The organism is Streptococcus nakanonensis, assembly GCF_059738785.1.
This window is the reverse complement of the sequence record NZ_AP027139.1, coordinates 1,970,960-1,986,397: the sequence shown is the minus strand read 5'-3', so window position 1 is coordinate 1,986,397 and position 15,438 is coordinate 1,970,960. Positions and strand designations below refer to the sequence as shown.

General features: G+C 38.1%; 15 protein-coding genes. 12 read left to right on the top strand and 3 right to left on the bottom strand.

The window, feature by feature from the left end:
• Positions 1-5: 5 nt before the first annotated feature.
• Positions 6-878 carry an L-serine ammonia-lyase, iron-sulfur-dependent, subunit alpha gene (gene sdaAA, locus AC6I9F_RS09495; protein ID WP_498021931.1) on the bottom strand — a complete coding sequence of 291 codons (873 nt, stop codon included), beginning with the start codon at positions 876-878 and terminating at the stop codon, positions 6-8.
• Positions 879-886: 8 nt separating this feature from the next.
• Positions 887-1,558 carry an L-serine ammonia-lyase, iron-sulfur-dependent subunit beta gene (gene sdaAB, locus AC6I9F_RS09490; RefSeq protein ID WP_000838912.1) on the bottom strand — a complete coding sequence of 224 codons (672 nt, stop codon included), beginning with the start codon at positions 1,556-1,558 and terminating at the stop codon, positions 887-889.
• Between the two features lie 241 nt (positions 1,559-1,799).
• Between sdaAB and apf the strand changes: the two genes are divergently transcribed.
• Positions 1,800-2,420, top strand: a complete 621-nt coding sequence (gene apf / locus AC6I9F_RS09485) for an aggregation-promoting factor (protein WP_265471708.1) — start codon at positions 1,800-1,802, stop codon at positions 2,418-2,420.
• A gap of 50 nt (positions 2,421-2,470) precedes the next feature.
• Here the strand turns inward: apf and AC6I9F_RS09480 are convergent, their stop codons facing one another.
• Positions 2,471-3,334 (bottom strand): helix-turn-helix domain-containing protein, encoded by an 864-nt coding sequence (locus tag AC6I9F_RS09480; RefSeq protein WP_498021918.1) that lies wholly within the window; start codon positions 3,332-3,334, stop codon positions 2,471-2,473.
• Between the two features lie 517 nt (positions 3,335-3,851).
• Between AC6I9F_RS09480 and AC6I9F_RS09475 the strand changes: the two genes are divergently transcribed.
• The 11 genes from AC6I9F_RS09475 to mnmA all read left to right on the top strand — a co-directional run bounded on the left by AC6I9F_RS09475 (position 3,852) and on the right by mnmA (position 15,415).
• The gene (locus AC6I9F_RS09475) at positions 3,852-4,253 is read left to right on the top strand and encodes a hypothetical protein (protein ID WP_498021916.1); all 402 of its coding nucleotides are present in this window, start codon (positions 3,852-3,854) and stop codon (positions 4,251-4,253) included.
• Between the two features lie 73 nt (positions 4,254-4,326).
• On the top strand, positions 4,327-5,118 hold the full coding sequence (locus tag AC6I9F_RS09470; protein WP_049531981.1) for a hypothetical protein: 792 nt from the start codon (positions 4,327-4,329) through the stop codon (positions 5,116-5,118).
• Positions 5,105-5,911, top strand: coding sequence for a hypothetical protein (locus tag AC6I9F_RS09465; protein WP_261446783.1), 807 nt, complete (start codon positions 5,105-5,107; stop codon positions 5,909-5,911). Before AC6I9F_RS09470 ends, AC6I9F_RS09465 begins: the two co-directional genes overlap by 14 nt.
• Before the next feature lie 13 nt (positions 5,912-5,924).
• On the top strand, positions 5,925-6,572 hold the full coding sequence (locus tag AC6I9F_RS09460) for an ATP-binding cassette domain-containing protein (RefSeq protein WP_498021914.1): 648 nt from the start codon (positions 5,925-5,927) through the stop codon (positions 6,570-6,572).
• Positions 6,573-6,868: 296 nt separating this feature from the next.
• Positions 6,869-7,456: a hypothetical protein gene (locus AC6I9F_RS09455; protein ID WP_498021912.1), complete on the top strand. Its 588-nt coding sequence runs from the start codon at positions 6,869-6,871 to the stop codon at positions 7,454-7,456.
• A gap of 285 nt (positions 7,457-7,741) precedes the next feature.
• Positions 7,742-9,850 carry a bacteriocin-associated integral membrane family protein gene (locus AC6I9F_RS09450; RefSeq protein WP_498021910.1) on the top strand — a complete coding sequence of 703 codons (2,109 nt, stop codon included), beginning with the start codon at positions 7,742-7,744 and terminating at the stop codon, positions 9,848-9,850.
• Entirely contained in the window at positions 9,847-10,488 is a 642-nt protein-coding gene (locus AC6I9F_RS09445; protein WP_371502719.1) for an ABC transporter ATP-binding protein, read from the top strand. Before AC6I9F_RS09450 ends, AC6I9F_RS09445 begins: the two co-directional genes overlap by 4 nt.
• Positions 10,489-10,694: 206 nt before the next feature.
• A complete protein-coding gene (locus AC6I9F_RS09440) occupies positions 10,695-11,501 on the top strand; it encodes an ABC transporter substrate-binding protein (protein ID WP_498021908.1) in 807 nt (268 codons plus the stop codon).
• Positions 11,502-11,517: 16 nt separating this feature from the next.
• Positions 11,518-12,714, top strand: coding sequence for an argininosuccinate synthase (locus tag AC6I9F_RS09435; RefSeq protein WP_301351394.1), 1,197 nt, complete (start codon positions 11,518-11,520; stop codon positions 12,712-12,714).
• 28 nt (positions 12,715-12,742) lie between these two features.
• Positions 12,743-14,137 (top strand): argininosuccinate lyase, encoded by a 1,395-nt coding sequence (gene argH / locus AC6I9F_RS09430; protein ID WP_498021906.1) that lies wholly within the window; start codon positions 12,743-12,745, stop codon positions 14,135-14,137.
• Positions 14,138-14,293: 156 nt separating this feature from the next.
• A complete protein-coding gene (gene mnmA / locus AC6I9F_RS09425; RefSeq protein WP_498021904.1) occupies positions 14,294-15,415 on the top strand; it encodes a tRNA 2-thiouridine(34) synthase MnmA in 1,122 nt (373 codons plus the stop codon).
• The last annotated feature ends 23 nt before the right edge of the window (positions 15,416-15,438 follow it).

Here is a 15,438-nt window from a genome sequence, read left to right as displayed (position 1 = left end):
TAAGCTTATTCTCCGAAAATTTCTTTTTGGAGGCGACGACCAGTAGGGGTGGCAGCGAGTCCACCTTCAGCCGTTTCACGAAAGGCAGTTGGCATGCTTGCTCCTACTTGGTACATGGCATCGATAACTTCATCTACAGGAATTTTAGATTCGATCCCTGCCAAGGCCATGTCTGCTGCGATGAAGGCAAAGCTAGCTCCCATGGCATTGCGTTTGACACAGGGAACTTCGACCAAGCCGGCAACAGGGTCACAGATGAGGCCTAGCATATTTTTAATGACAAAGGCAATGGCCTGACTGGCCTGATAAGGTGTTCCACCGGCAGCTAGAGTCAAGGCTGCAGCACTCATAGCAGAGGCCGAACCAACCTCGGCCTGACAACCACCTTCAGCACCTGAGATAGAGGCATTGTTGGCGATGACTAATCCAAAGGCACCCGCAGCAAAGAGGAAATCCAGCTGTTGCTCGTGGCTGAGGTCTAATTTTTCAATCGCAGCAGTGAGAACGGAAGGGAGACAGCCGGCACTTCCAGCGGTCGGAGTAGCGCAGACCAAGCCCATTTTAGCATTGTGTTCATTGACTGCGATGGCATTTCGGGCAGCAGAGAGAATTGTGTAATCTGACAGAGTTTTTCCGTTTTTGATGTAGTGATCCAATTTGGCAGCATCTCCACCTGTCAGGCCACTACGAGATTTATTTTCATTGAGGCCAAGTTGGACAGAGGCTTTCATAACTTCCAGATTGCGTTCCATGAGAAGGAAGACTTCTTCACGTTCGCGACCGGTCAATTCAAACTCTGTTGTAATCATGAGTTCTGCGATATTTCCTTGAAAGTCTAGTTCTGCCTGCTCGACCAATTCTTTAATAGAATAAAACATACTTCCTCCTATTTAAAGAAATTGACATTGTGGAGATGAGGGATTTTTCGAATTTCTTCGATAGCCTCATCACAGTTACGACTGTCAACTTCGATAATCATAATGGCTTTTTCACCAGCTTTTTCACGAGTAACATTCATCTGGGCGATATTGATACCATAGCGTGAAAGAGCCTCTGTTACGAGGGCAATCATACCTGGAATATCTTGATGAACAATGATGATAGTCGGTGTATTCATATTGAGAGAGACGGCAAAGCCATTGAGTTCGGTGACCTGAATATTCCCTCCCCCGATAGAAATACCAGTCACGCTGATGGTCTTGTGAGCATTTTTGACGGTAATTTTAGTGGTGTTTGGATGAGGAGCATTACTGTCTTTCTGAATGGTCCAGACAATCTTGATACCACGTTTGTGGGCAATCTCCAGACTATTTGGGATTTCAGGATCATCTGTATCCATGCCCAAAATACCTGCAACAAGGGCTAGGTCTGTCCCGTGACCACGATAGGTCTTGGCAAATGAGTTAAAAAGTTGGAATTCGACTTCTGTCGGAGTATCATCAAAAATGGAAGAGACAATCTTCCCAATACGAACAGCACCAGCGGTATGACTACTAGATGGGCCAATCATAACTGGTCCGATGATATCAAAGACAGATTGAAAACGAAGTGATTTCATCAGTTTCCCCTTATAAAAATTCTTATCTCCATTATATCAAAGAATAAAGGTCTTGACTTTAATTGTGGATGAAAACCTTTCTAATACCTCAAATAGCATAAAAATAGTATCTTTTATGACAAAAAACACTTTATTTAGGGAAATAAAAAATAATTTTGTAATATTTCTACATAAAAGTGTCAAGAAACGGTAATATTTAAAGGGTATGATAGAAGTATAGAAAGAAGGAGAATTTTCAAATATGAAATCAACAACTAAAAAGATTAAAACAACTCTTGCAGGAGTAGCTGCCTTGTTTGCAGTATTTGCTCCATCATTTGTATCTGCTCAAGAATCATCAACTTACACTGTTAAAGAAGGTGATACACTTTCAGAAATTGCTGAAACTCACAACACAACTGTTGAGAAATTAGCAGAAAACAACCACATTGACAACATCCATATGATTTATGTTGGTCAAGAGTTGGTTATCGACGGTCCAGCAGCGCCAGTAGCACCAGCTTCAACGACTTATGAAGCTCCAGCAGCCCAAGACGAGGCTGTTTCAGCTACAGTGACAGAAACTACAGAAGTAGCAGAAGAAGCTCCAGTAGTAAGCGAAACAGTAGCAGAAGAAACTGTTGCTTCAACTGTAAACGGATCTGAAGCAGAAGCTAAAGAATGGATCGCTCAAAAAGAATCAGGTGGTAGCTACACAGCTACAAATGGCCGTTACATCGGACGTTACCAATTGACAGATTCATACTTGAATGGTGACTACTCAGCTGAAAACCAAGAACGTGTAGCAGATGCCTACGTTGCAGGACGTTACGGTTCATGGACAGCCGCTAAAAACTTCTGGCTTAACAACGGCTGGTATTAAGAAATAACGAACAGAATAATATGAAAAAGTCGAGGAAATCCCTCGACTTTTTATATTTCTTTCGGTTGATAATAGTTCTCCACTTCTTTTTTGAGATGAGACAGCATAGAAGTTTCCTCGGTCAGCTCCAGAAGGGAGAACCCTTTTTGGATAAGTCTAGCGTCATCCCTACAAATCCCGATACGGACATAGCAGATAGCAAGCCTATCGTAGTGCTTCTTTTTCTTGGCATCCTCTAGTAAAGTATAGCAGATTTGTTGACACATGTTTTTGTCTTGATGGTATAAGTAAATGGTGGACAGATTGAGTAGGATTGCCATTCGTAAGTCATATAAATGTTGGTAGTTTTTATAGACTTCCAAGCGTTGCAGGATTTTTCCAGTAATGAGATGGAGGTGATCAATGGGAAAGCTGAAAAGGATGGTATTGAGGATTTTTAGATCATTTTCATACCATGTATCTTGTTTTTCAATTTTTTCCCAAAGTTTTGTGACAGTCTGTTTCACTTGGTCTGACAGTTGCTCTGTACCATGTTGACGGATATGAATGACAATTTCCAACATATCTCTGATTTCTTCTATGGGCAGGTCGTGGTGGGTTTTGAGATAGTCTTGGCATTTTTGAAATAGTTTTTCGAGTTCACTAGTCCCTAGGGTTGAGCTCATATTGAGATAGGTTTGCATGATTTCTGTTCGTTGGCTCGGTTGATAGAGGTGGCAGATATAGTCAAACTCTTCAAAACTCATATTGATTTGCCGGAGAAGAAACTCCATATTTTCATATTTGGGAGTTACTTTACCACTTTCAATCTTTGATAAGCTGGTTCTTGAGAGAACCTCCCCACAGACCTCTTCTTGGGTCAATCCTTTTGACTCACGTATTTCTTTATAGACTTTTCCGAAATCATAACGCATGGGCTTTCTCCTTTTTGTGAAAAAAGTTAACAAATAATAAAATCCTATTAAAAATATTGTATCATAATAACAGGAATAGTAAAAAAGAAAACTAAAATATTGTGTGAAAAAAGTTAACTAATTTTAAAATAGAGTAAAGAAGAGGTATACTGTAGATACAAAATACAGGGAGGAGGGAAAAAGTATGAATAAAAAAGTTTTTCGCTCTTGCTTTCTTATTCAGCATTGCTACGGTTTTCCCATGGAAATGGCCGATATAATGCGCTAGTTGTAAAAATGAAAGGAAGGTGAGTCCAATGGATTATTTAGTGATTACATAAGATTTTCTGTGAATGTTAATTTCGTTTTAAGGTAGTTATTCTATAAATTTGAATTCATTATAATTTTGATTTTTAGTTTATCATATTTGGTTTCACAGAAAGTATATCATATCCCAAATTAAAGAAAACAACACAATACAACATGTTTTTCATTTTGTATTGTGTCGTAAGTGGAGCGAAAGGATTGGATTGTAATAATGAAAAAACTAGATACTAAAACAAAGTTATTTGCAAGTATATGTGCTACGTTAATGATTGGTGCAATGGCTGTCTCTGCTAGAGAAATTTCGGACTACGATATGATTATGCCGAGATTTGGAGGTCGTACAGTGACTGACTCATTATATAAAACAAATCAATCAAGAGGAGTAAATAATAATACATCAATCGGTGGTGGTTATACAATGCACTGTGCTATTTTTAGAGGTGACGCTCAAATGACACATACATATTCTGCAGGCAGTGGAGATAGGATTTATTTGAATTATAATAGTCCATCAGATGCAGAAGGATCTAATCTTAGATTGGGTGGATGGACAGGGTTCGCAACATATGTTAAAGTTCAAACCAGAGGTTCATGGAGTCCTGATGAGTATTAAGAGCTAGAATATAGGTTTGTATATTTGGGGGTGAGCATGTTCGCTCATCCCATTTGTTTTATAGGAGAGAAGTATGGATTACAAGGTCAGTATGTTTTTAAAAGGGATGAAAAATAAGCAATTCTTTTTAGCAATATTAATTATTTTAACTTCTATGATATTTTCTGTAAGTGCATTTATTGAAGAGGGGATGGAGTATTTTTTTAATCACGATTATATTGTGGCATTTTTACAAGGTTATAATGGTGATAGGTCGTTGTTAATAGTTTTGGCACCTCTTATTGCAACAATTCCTTTTGCGTCACAGCATATCGAAAATAGAAAAAGTGGAACAATGAAATATATTGTATCAAGGATGGGATATAAACAGTATTTTAATTCTATTTTTATAATCAATGGATTCATATCATTTACAACATTTATTTTTGGAATGTTATTATTCTTGATAATGTCAATTTTATTTTTTAATAGAAGTATAAATATGGATGCTTATTATGCAATAACAAAAGTTTCTATTTATGAATCAGCAGTGAGGACATCTCCGTTATTTTATGTAGTAATAATCATTTTACATTGTTCCTTTGTTGGCGTTGCATATAGTAGTGTTGGATTGGCGATGTCATATTTTATTAAGAGCAAATTTGTTGCATGGTTATCCCCATTTATTTTAACGACAATAGGATCATTGTTTGCGATGTTTTTAGGTCTTACTAAAATTGAACCAATGGCAATTTTTGATGTTTCAAGAGTAAAAGGAATAAGCGTAATATTTGTTTTTGTATACTTAATCCTTATAGTAGTAATATCATATTGGATATCGTATAAAAAATTTAAAAGGGATATAGAAACTGATGAAGAAATTTAAAGAATTAAAAAATAAAGAAGATTTTTATATAGGTTTTATATATTTATTAGTTGCTTTTGCTATATTAGCAAATTTTAGTCAGCTGATAGTATTGAAATATAAATTTGGGAATTTTCATTTTGGTGAGCTGATTCTTATCATGTTTAATGATTCCTATACTGGATATTTCACATTTCCGTTTTTATTAGCTTTCATAATGATGCTACAAAGCCCAGTTGAACAAAATATATTTTTTGTACTAAGTAGGTATTCAAGTAGAAATGATTTTTATAGAAATAAGCATTTTAAAATTTTGAAAAGTGTGATTTATTATGTGGTTAGTATTTGTATATTTTCCACTATAGTAGGAATAGGAGATTCTAACTTTGGCATTGGCATTTCAACAGCCACAAAAAAATTTTCAGAAACGTATTTATTTGGAAATTTTGAAACGAATATAGTAATTTATGAGATAGTAAAGATAATAATTTTACAAGGATTATTGCTATATTTCTTTTCCCTGCTCCATGCACTTTTAACACAGTTTAGAATATCACAATCGTTAGTATTTGTTATCTATACGGGCATTTTGATTATAATGGCGGGTTCAACATTGGGCTTTTTAGGAGAACATCTGAGAGCATTTTCATTGTTTTCCATTTCTGGTTCAGTGTATGGTTACGGCATAAATTTCATTGGTAGATGTGGGATATTGGTATTTGTTGATGCAATGTTGCTTCTATTAAATTTTAAAATATTTGAAAATAAAGATATTGCATTACCTAAAGGAAGTAAGCAGTATCAAAATGAGTAAGGAGTTGAAACGTATGAATTGTATAAAAGTAGATCATCTTTCAAAAATATTTGGGAAAAAGTATGTTATAGATGATGTTAGTTATGTTTTTGAATCAGGTAAAATATATGGAATTGTAGGAACCAATGGATGCGGTAAAAGTGTATTATTTAAAATGCTTTCAGGATTAATGAAACCTACTACTGGTAAGATTACAGTTGGGAGTGTAATTGTTGGGGAAAATGGTTCTATGCCACTTGATGTAGGGTTACTTATTGAACATCCGGGATTTTTGCCTAGTCTAACTGCATTAGAGAATTTAGAGCAATTAGCTGCAATCAAAAATAAAATTACTAAGAAAGAGATTGAGGAAGTATTGAATAAGGTAGGTTTATATCAGGATAAAGATGTAAAAGTAAAAAATTATTCATTAGGTATGTTACAAAGGTTAGGGATTGCCCAAGCATTGATGGAAAATCCTAAGATTTTACTCCTAGATGAACCATTTAATAGTATGGACTATGAAGGTGTAGAAGAACTTAGAAAAATAATTAAGAGTTATGCTCGAAAGAATCATATTACTATGTTGGTCACATCTCACAATAAAGAGGATATTGAAGTATTATCTGATATTGTTCTTGAATTGAAAAATGGTAAATTAGTTGAGATATCTAACTTTTAGTAATGGTAGGTGGCTAACTTTATTATAGACCTTCCCGAAATCATAACGCATGATGTACTCCTTTTTATGAAAAAAGTTAACAAATAATAAAATCTTAGCAAAAATATTGTATAATAGTAATATAGAAAGTAAGGGAGAAAACTAAAATAAGTTTAAGTAGTACTATGATGTAGCTAGAAAAGAAAGAATTCTAGCTTGATACAATGACACAAGTCTTATTTAAAGTTGTTATGGAACTATTTTCAAAATAGATAGGCCTCTGCTTTAGGCGGAGTAGTGAATCAGGAGGTTAAGTGATGAACTACAATTTAAAATATATCTTATCAGGAATATTTATCATAGCCTTTATAGGTTTCCTCGTCTGGATGCGTTATTTTAATCAGAGGAAGGAAGAAGAGCATTCGGATGTGTCTTTTGAAGCGAGGTTAGATAGTGAGGTCAAGACCTTATATAAACAACTAGGATTGGGTGAGGAGCCTCATTATTTCTTAGCCTATCGCTACCTACATCCCTGGTTTGATTTGGCGATTTTACCACCAACAGTTGAAATTTTCTTAACTAAAATAGCGCTGGTGATGGTAACTCCAGATGAACTACTGATAAGAAATCTTGGGAATGGGATGACTTTCACAAGTGAGCATCATCGTGATTTGCGGCAAGGACTTATCCGCATTCCAAAATCAGAGATGAAAGAATTTGAGATTCGTAACTGGAAAAAATTTTTTGTATTTGGCGATTTTTTGACAATTAAAACAAGCCAACATAGCTATTATTTGCAGGTTAGAGATGATGGACTTCAAAAAGGAAGTCTTTCTACCAAACATTTCTCAGACTTAAAGAGACAAGATTTTCTAGGATTATTGACAGATAAAAGGACATTCTGATAGACAATTGCCCTAACAGCTTATTGTAAACTTTACAAATGAGCTGTAAACACTAGAATCTATTCAGAAAGGCAATTCCTATGCAAAATAAAATTTTAATCATTGTTTATATTTTAGCCTCGCTAATCATCAGTTTTATAATCTTTTCACTTTTGCATATTGATTTTAAATGGTGGACAACTTTGGCTATAAGTGCAGGATTTATTTACACCTATTTAAAATTTAGTAAAAAATAAAAAGTACCTGCACCTATCTCGCTTTCGTCTCTTCACGGGAGGTATCTCTATGAAAAAAATCAGTCATCTTTGTATGCTCCTGCTCTTGCTGTGTACTACGTTTTTTGTCCTGAATGTAAATGTTACACGAGAAATAGTGCGGATTCAGGAGATGGGCAAGACAACCTATTCATTTGACTTGTACTTGAAAGATGTCACTAAACCGACAGAAACGATTCTCCAATTTTTTGAAGAGGTTGCAAATCAAGACAAGGTTTCTATTATCAAAGTAGATAATGGCGATGAAGCCGTCAAGGCTGGTGTTTTTAATAAGGAAACCTTCCCCTATCAGGAGTTCGGTCTGACTTCTCTTGATTTTTCAAAGAATGAGAAGGGGGTCTACAGCAACCAGGATCTTCCCAATAATCTAGGAACCATTCCCACTTTTTTAAAGGTGAAACTCATTCGACTCCAGACCTTCCAATCTTATATTGAGGATAAATCCCATACTGTAAATGGGCGCTACATGATTACCTCCAGCAAAGAGATAGATCGCGATACCATTCTACAAAAGTGGAGTGATTTTTTCCAGATAGATAAGACGATTTTATTAGAACCCACTTACCGAAGTCAGGTTGGAGTGCTAAATCAAGAGTTGTTACTATCTATCATTATCTTTATCTTGGCAATCTTGCTTGTGATTTTAATGACAGTTTATCAGCCGATGATGGAGATGAAACGAGTGGGGGTTCAAAAGTTACTTGGTTTTCAAAGCAGGGTGATTTTAGCTGGTTTTGTAAAGACTAATTTTTATCTTCTCTTGGGTGGAAGTCTTATCATTGACTTGGGACTATTTTTAGTGCTGGACTACAGACCAAAACTTCTGTTCCCAAGTTTACTCTTATCCCAATTTCTACTTTTACAGTTGTATTTGTTCATCAGTTGGCTGACCTACCTGATGATTCAGAAAATGACAGTCAGTTCCATGTTGAAAGGTTTTTCATCTGTCAAACTTGGTCTTATCTTCAATTATGTGATGAAAATAGGGACAACTATTTTACTGACGGTCTTACTGATTGGGGTGGGCAGAAGTTTAGAACAAGAAAACAAAGAACTTGCTTATCAGCAACAGTGGGTAAGTCAAGGTAATTACCTGACCTTAGAAACCTTCAAACTCAATGATAATCTGTGGCAAGAAGAGCTAGCAGGGTCAGGGAAATCTACAGATTATTTCTATCGATTTTATCAGGATTTGGTAGAAAAAACGCAGGCGGGCTATGTGCAGAGTAGCAGTCTTCCTGTAAAAAATTTTGTCCAATCAGAACAGATTCAGCAATATCAGTTAACAGATACGGTGGATGTTTACTATGCCAATCGCAATTTTCTAAAGAGCAAGGGATTCAAGCTACCAGATACCGGTATTAAAAAAGTTATTTTGATGCCAGCAAGTACGAAAGGTGAAGAAGATAAAAATCAGCTCTTGGGGAAGTTAATTGCCTTTCATTCGATGAGGTATGAAGATCAGCAAAAGCAAAGGATAGAAGATATGGATGTAGAAATTGCCTACTATGAAGGAGATTGGTCATTTTTCCCATATAGTGATAAGCGAAAGGAAAATCTCTCCAATCCAATTATTAGCTTGGTCAATGATTCTGATATGATGTGGGATGAGAAAGCCTCCCTGTCAACAACTGGCTTAAATAATCCGATTAAAATTGAAAATACGGTTCAACATCAAAAAGAGATTACAGAGTTAGTTGAGAAATTGTCAGATGGAAATTATTTAAAATTTTCATCTATTCAAGCCATTCAAGAGGGGATAGTTGATACCTATCGGGATTCTGTTCGTAATTTTAACGTTCTTTTTGCCTTATTTGCTCTTCTCAGTATGATTGTCTCCTACTTTTTACTCGTTACTACTTTCTTGTTGAAGCGCAGGGATATCATTACCAAGAAGTTTATGGGGTGGAAACTGGTCGATCGCTACCGTCCTCTCTTAGTTCTGCTCTTGCTGGGCTATAGTCTCCCTCTTCTAGTCCTGATTTTCTTTTCCCATGCGCTCTTGCCACTCCTACTTTTTGCAGGTTTTACATGTTTGGATATACTATTTGTGCTAGTCTTGGCTTCTAGGATGGAGAAAAGAAGTCTAGTAGAATTATTGAAAGGGGGCATCTTATGATTGAGTTGGAAAATATTACCAAAACCATTGGAGGAAAAGTGATTTTGGATCACTTGTCTCTTAGGATTGATCAGGGGGATTTGGTAGCCATTGTTGGCAAGAGTGGTAGTGGTAAGTCGACCTTGTTAAATTTATTAGGTTTGATAGATGGTGAATATAGTGGACGGTATGAGATTTTTGGTCAGACAAATCTAGCGGTTAATTCTGCCAAGTCACAAACAATAATCCGTGAACATATCTCTTATCTGTTTCAAAATTTTGCCCTGATTGATGATGAAACGGTCGAGTACAATCTTATGCTGGCGCTGAAATATGTAAAATTGTCTAAGAAAGACAAGCTCAAAAAGGTGGAAGAGATTTTAGAGAGAGTAGGTTTGTCAGCTACGTTGCATCAAAAGGTCTCCGAGTTGTCTGGTGGGGAGCAACAACGAATTGCAGTTGCTAGAGCCATCTTAAAACCCAGCCAGCTGATTTTAGCCGATGAACCGACAGGTTCGCTGGATCCTGAAAATAGAGATTTGGTCTTGAAGTTTCTCTTAGAGATGAATCGAGAAGGGAAAACAGTCATTATCGTGACCCACGATGCTTATGTAGCCCAACAATGTCATCGGATCATTGAATTGGGCGAGGGGAAATGAGTTCGTTCAGCTTCATTTGACTGACTGAATACTCATATTTCCCAAAGAGAAATAGCATAAATACGCCTAGGAATGACATTTTTATGTAATTTTCCTAGGTTTTTCTGTTTTAAATTGAAAAAAATTACAATTTAGGCTTGACAAGGGATGAAGATAGGTGTATTATTTATACAAACAAAAGGAATAAACATAAAGGAGGCTTTGTTATGAATAAGATGAAGAAGGTGTTGATGACGATGTTTGGTTTAGTGATGCTCCCCCTACTATTTGCTTGTAGTAACAATCAATCGGCTGGAATTGAAGCCATCAAGTCCAAAGGGAAATTGGTTGTAGCCCTCAATCCAGATTTTGCTCCATTTGAATACCAAAAAGTGGTTGATGGGAAAAATCAGATTGTGGGTTCAGATATCGAATTAGCCAAAGCTATCGCAACAGAACTAGGTGTCGAATTGGAACTATCTCCCATGAGTTTTGACAATGTACTGGCTAGTGTTCAATCAGGAAAAGCTGATCTTGCCATATCAGGTGTTTCTAAGACAGATGAACGGAGCAAGGTGTTCGATTTTTCAACTCCCTACTATACTGCAAAAAATAAGCTCATTGTCAAAAAATCTGATTTAGCCACTTATCAGTCTGTAAACGACTTGGCACAGAAAAAGGTTGGAGCGCAGAAAGGTTCGATTCAAGAGACGATGGCGAAAGATTTGCTACAAAATTCTTCCCTCGTATCTCTGCCTAAAAATGGGAATTTAATCACAGATTTAAAATCAGGACAAGTGGATGCCGTTATCTTTGAAGAACCAGTTGCCAAGGGATTTGTGGAAAATAATCCTGATTTAGCAATCGCAGACCTCAATTTTGAAAAAGAGCAAGATGATTCTTATGCGGTCGCCATGAAAAAAGATAGCAAGGAATTAAAAGAGGCAATCGATAAAACCATTCAAAAGTTGAAGGAATCTGGGGAATTAGACAAACTCATTGAGGATGCCTTTAAAGCGTCCATTGAAAAATAGAAAGAAGGAAAAGAACATGAGTAAAGAAAAAGTAATTTTGGCCTATTCTGGCGGTTTGGACACATCAGTTGCTATTACCTGGCTAAAGAAAGACTATGATGTTGTTGCAGTTTGTATGGATGTGGGTGAAGGGAAAGACTTAGATTTCATCCATGATAAGGCTCTTAAGGTTGGGGCAGTCGAATCTTATGTCATTGATGTTAAGGACGAATTTGCTACAGATTATGTGCTAGTGGCTCTTCAGTCACATGCCTATTATGAACAAAAGTATCCCTTGGTATCTGCCTTGAGCCGCCCTCTTATTTCTAAAAAATTGGTTGAAATCGCGCATCAGACAGGAGCGACTACAATTGCTCATGGTTGTACAGGTAAGGGGAATGACCAAGTGCGTTTTGAAGTATCGATTGCAGCCTTGGATCCCAATTTAAAAGTGATTGCGCCAGTTCGTGAATGGAAATGGTCTCGGGAGGAAGAAATTCATTATGCCAAGGAAAATGGGGTGCCTGTTCCTGCTGACCTTGACAATCCTTACTCTGTTGACCAAAACCTTTGGGGACGTGCCAATGAGTGTGGTATTTTGGAAAATCCATGGAATCAGGCTCCAGAAGAAGCCTTTGGTATCACAACTTCTCCAGAGCAAGCTCCAGATACGCCAGAATACATTGAGATTGAGTTTAGTGAAGGTGTTCCAGTTTCCCTCAATGGAGAAGAGCTAAAATTGGCAGATTTAATTCAAAAACTCAATGAAATAGCTGGAAAACATGGGGTCGGACGGATTGACCACGTGGAAAATCGTTTGGTTGGGATTAAATCAAGAGAGATCTATGAATGCCCAGGGGCAGTGACTCTACTGACAGCTCATAAGGAAATTGAGGACTTGACGCTTGTGAGAGAAGTGGCTCATTTTAAACCAATCATAGAAAATGAATTATCAAATCTCATTTATAATGCTTTGTGGTTTAGTCCAGCTACGCAAGCCTTGATTGCTTATATTAAAGAGACTCAAAAAGTTGTCAATGGGACTGCAAAAGTCAAACTGTATAAGGGAAGTGCTCAGGTCGTGGCTCGGAAATCACCAAATTCACTTTACGATGAAAATTTGGCGACGTATACCAGTGCGGATACCTTTGACCAAGATGCAGCTGTTGGCTTTATTAAGTTGTGGGGACTTCCAACCAAGGTTCATTCTGAGGTTCAAAAAAGCGCTAAATAGGGCGATTGACTAGAGAGGTGAATGTGATATGGTTAAGAATACAAAATTATGGGGTGGTCGCTTTGAAGGTACTGTCGAAGACTGGGTAGAGCGCTTTGGTGCGAGTATATCTTTTGACCAGAAATTAGCTAAATTTGACTTGATTGGTTCTTTAGCCCACGTTCAGATGTTGGGTCAGACGGGCATTTTGAGTTTGAAGGAGTCAGAAAAGATTCAAGAAGGCTTGAAAGAGCTTTTAGAAGAGCTAGAGGCAGGCCAACTTGACTTTGATATCGCAAACGAAGATATTCATATGAATATGGAAGTGTTGCTGACAGAAAAAATTGGTCCCCTTGCAGGGAAGCTACATACAGCTCGTTCTCGAAATGACCAAGTTGCGACAGATATGCACTTGTATCTCAAGGACCAACTAGGTCATGTCCTAGATAAACTGGCTCATCTCAAGGGTGTTTTATTAGACTTGGCGGAAAATCATGTGGAGACGATCATGCCGGGCTATACCCATCTGCAACATGCCCAGCCTATTAGTTTTGCCCACCACCTGATGGCTTACTACAATATGTTTCAAAGAGACAGTGAACGTTTTGAATTTAACCAGAAGCATACAGACTTATGCCCTCTAGGTGCGGCAGCTTTGGCAGGGACGACTTTCCCCATTGATCGCCAATTGTCTAGCGATTTGCTGGAGTTTAAGCAACCTTATACAAATTCTTTGGATGCTGTTAGTGACCGCGATTTTATCTTAGAATTTCTATTCAATGCCAGTATACTCATGATGCATATGAGCCGTTTTTGTGAAGAAATGATCAATTGGTGTAGCTTTGAGTACCAATTCATTACCTTGTCGGATACGTTTACAACAGGTTCCTCTATTATGCCCCAAAAGAAAAATCCAGATATGGCTGAGTTGATTCGAGGAAAGACTGGTAGAGTTTATGGGAATCTGTTTGGACTGTTGACAGTCATGAAGTCCTTACCTTTAGCTTATAATAAGGATTTGCAAGAGGATAAGGAAGGGATGTTTGACACGGTCGAGACGATTTTAAATTCCCTCGATGTGTTGGCAGGTATGTTATCCAGCTTGCAGGTAAACAAGGAAAAAATGCAAGAGTCGACAGAGAAGGATTTTTCAAATGCGACTGAGTTGGCAGATTATTTGGCAGGGAAAGGTTTGCCATTTAGAGAAGCTCATGAGGTTGTGGGAAGATTAGTGTTAGACTCTATCAAGTCTGCTAAAAATATTCAAGATTGGACTTTGGAGGAATTGCAAACCTATCATTCCCTCATTGCCGAGGATATTTATGTCTACTTGCAACCTAAAACTGCTGTTCAAAGACGAAATTCCTTGGGAGGTACAGGATTTGACCAAGTGAAATACCAAATTGCAGTTGCTAAGAAAGCGAATGAAGCTAAAAAGTGCTAGATTGATAGGTTCAGAATAAGAGGTTGGTCGATTGACAGCCTCTTTCTTGTCTTCTCCAACCAAGCATGTTATAATGAATACTGCTCAAGCGACCTTCAATCGTTGAAGCACACACGACCTTCAATCGTGAATAAACGAATAGATGGGAGACTTACCATGAGTGATAACTCTAAAACACGTGTTGTTGTGGGGATGAGTGGTGGTGTTGATTCGTCGGTGACGGCTCTTCTTCTCAAGGAGCAGGGCTACGATGTGATCGGTATCTTCATGAAGAACTGGGATGACACAGATGAAAACGGCGTCTGTACGGCGACCGAAGATTACAAGGATGTGGCTGCGGTGGCAGACCAGATTGGTATTCCTTACTACTCTGTTAATTTTGAAAAAGAGTACTGGGACCGCGTCTTTGAGTATTTCCTAGCGGAATACCGTGCAGGGCGCACGCCAAACCCAGATGTTATGTGTAACAAGGAAATCAAGTTTAAGGCCTTTTTGGACTATGCCATGACCTTGGGGGCAGACTATGTAGCGACTGGGCACTATGCCCGAGTAGCGCGTGATGAAGATGGTACTGTTCATATGCTTCGTGGCGTGGACAATGGCAAGGACCAGACCTATTTCCTCAGCCAGCTTTCGCAAGAACAACTTCAAAAAACCATGTTCCCACTAGGACATTTGGAAAAGCCTGAAGTTCGCAGACTAGCAGAAGAAGCAGGACTTGCGACTGCTAAGAAGAAAGATTCGACAGGGATTTGTTTTATCGGAGAAAAGAACTTTAAAAACTTCCTTAGCAACTACCTACCAGCTCAGCCTGGTCGCATGATGACTGTGGATGGTCGCGATATGGGCGAGCATGCAGGTCTTATGTATTATACGATTGGTCAGCGTGGAGGTCTCGGTATCGGTGGACAACACGGCGGAGACAATGCTCCTTGGTTCGTTGTCGGAAAAGACCTGAGCAAGAATATCCTTTATGTCGGTCAAGGATTCTACCATGATTCGCTCATGTCAACCAGCCTAGAGGCTATCCAAGTCCACTTTACTCGTGACATGCCAGAGGAGTTTACGCTTGAATGTACGGCTAAATTCCGCTACCGTCAACCTGATTCGAAGGTGACCGTCCATGTCAAAGGAGACAAGGCAGAGGTCGTCTTTGCAGAACCGCAACGCGCGATTACACCAGGACAGGCAGTTGTCTTTTACGATGGCGAAGAGTGTCTAGGTGGTGGCTTGATTGACAATGCTTATCGAGATGGACAAGTTTGTCAGTACATTTAGATTGACAAATTTTCTCAATCTGC

What these genes read in the sequence shown, in the direction of transcription:
- sdaAA (WP_498021931.1), bottom strand. Translation starts at nt 878, where the DNA reads ATGTTTTATTCTATTAAAGAATTGGTCGAGCAGGCAGAACTAGACTTT.
- sdaAB (WP_000838912.1), bottom strand. Translation starts at nt 1,558, where the DNA reads ATGAAATCACTTCGTTTTCAATCTGTCTTTGATATCATCGGACCAGTT.
- apf (WP_265471708.1), top strand. Translation starts at nt 1,800, where the DNA reads ATGAAATCAACAACTAAAAAGATTAAAACAACTCTTGCAGGAGTAGCT.
- AC6I9F_RS09480 (WP_498021918.1), bottom strand. Translation starts at nt 3,334, where the DNA reads ATGCGTTATGATTTCGGAAAAGTCTATAAAGAAATACGTGAGTCAAAA.
- AC6I9F_RS09475 (WP_498021916.1), top strand. Translation starts at nt 3,852, where the DNA reads ATGAAAAAACTAGATACTAAAACAAAGTTATTTGCAAGTATATGTGCT.
- AC6I9F_RS09470 (WP_049531981.1), top strand. Translation starts at nt 4,327, where the DNA reads ATGGATTACAAGGTCAGTATGTTTTTAAAAGGGATGAAAAATAAGCAA.
- AC6I9F_RS09465 (WP_261446783.1), top strand. Translation starts at nt 5,105, where the DNA reads ATGAAGAAATTTAAAGAATTAAAAAATAAAGAAGATTTTTATATAGGT.
- AC6I9F_RS09460 (WP_498021914.1), top strand. Translation starts at nt 5,925, where the DNA reads ATGAATTGTATAAAAGTAGATCATCTTTCAAAAATATTTGGGAAAAAG.
- AC6I9F_RS09455 (WP_498021912.1), top strand. Translation starts at nt 6,869, where the DNA reads ATGAACTACAATTTAAAATATATCTTATCAGGAATATTTATCATAGCC.
- AC6I9F_RS09450 (WP_498021910.1), top strand. Translation starts at nt 7,742, where the DNA reads ATGAAAAAAATCAGTCATCTTTGTATGCTCCTGCTCTTGCTGTGTACT.
- AC6I9F_RS09445 (WP_371502719.1), top strand. Translation starts at nt 9,847, where the DNA reads ATGATTGAGTTGGAAAATATTACCAAAACCATTGGAGGAAAAGTGATT.
- AC6I9F_RS09440 (WP_498021908.1), top strand. Translation starts at nt 10,695, where the DNA reads ATGAATAAGATGAAGAAGGTGTTGATGACGATGTTTGGTTTAGTGATG.
- AC6I9F_RS09435 (WP_301351394.1), top strand. Translation starts at nt 11,518, where the DNA reads ATGAGTAAAGAAAAAGTAATTTTGGCCTATTCTGGCGGTTTGGACACA.
- argH (WP_498021906.1), top strand. Translation starts at nt 12,743, where the DNA reads ATGGTTAAGAATACAAAATTATGGGGTGGTCGCTTTGAAGGTACTGTC.
- mnmA (WP_498021904.1), top strand. Translation starts at nt 14,294, where the DNA reads ATGAGTGATAACTCTAAAACACGTGTTGTTGTGGGGATGAGTGGTGGT.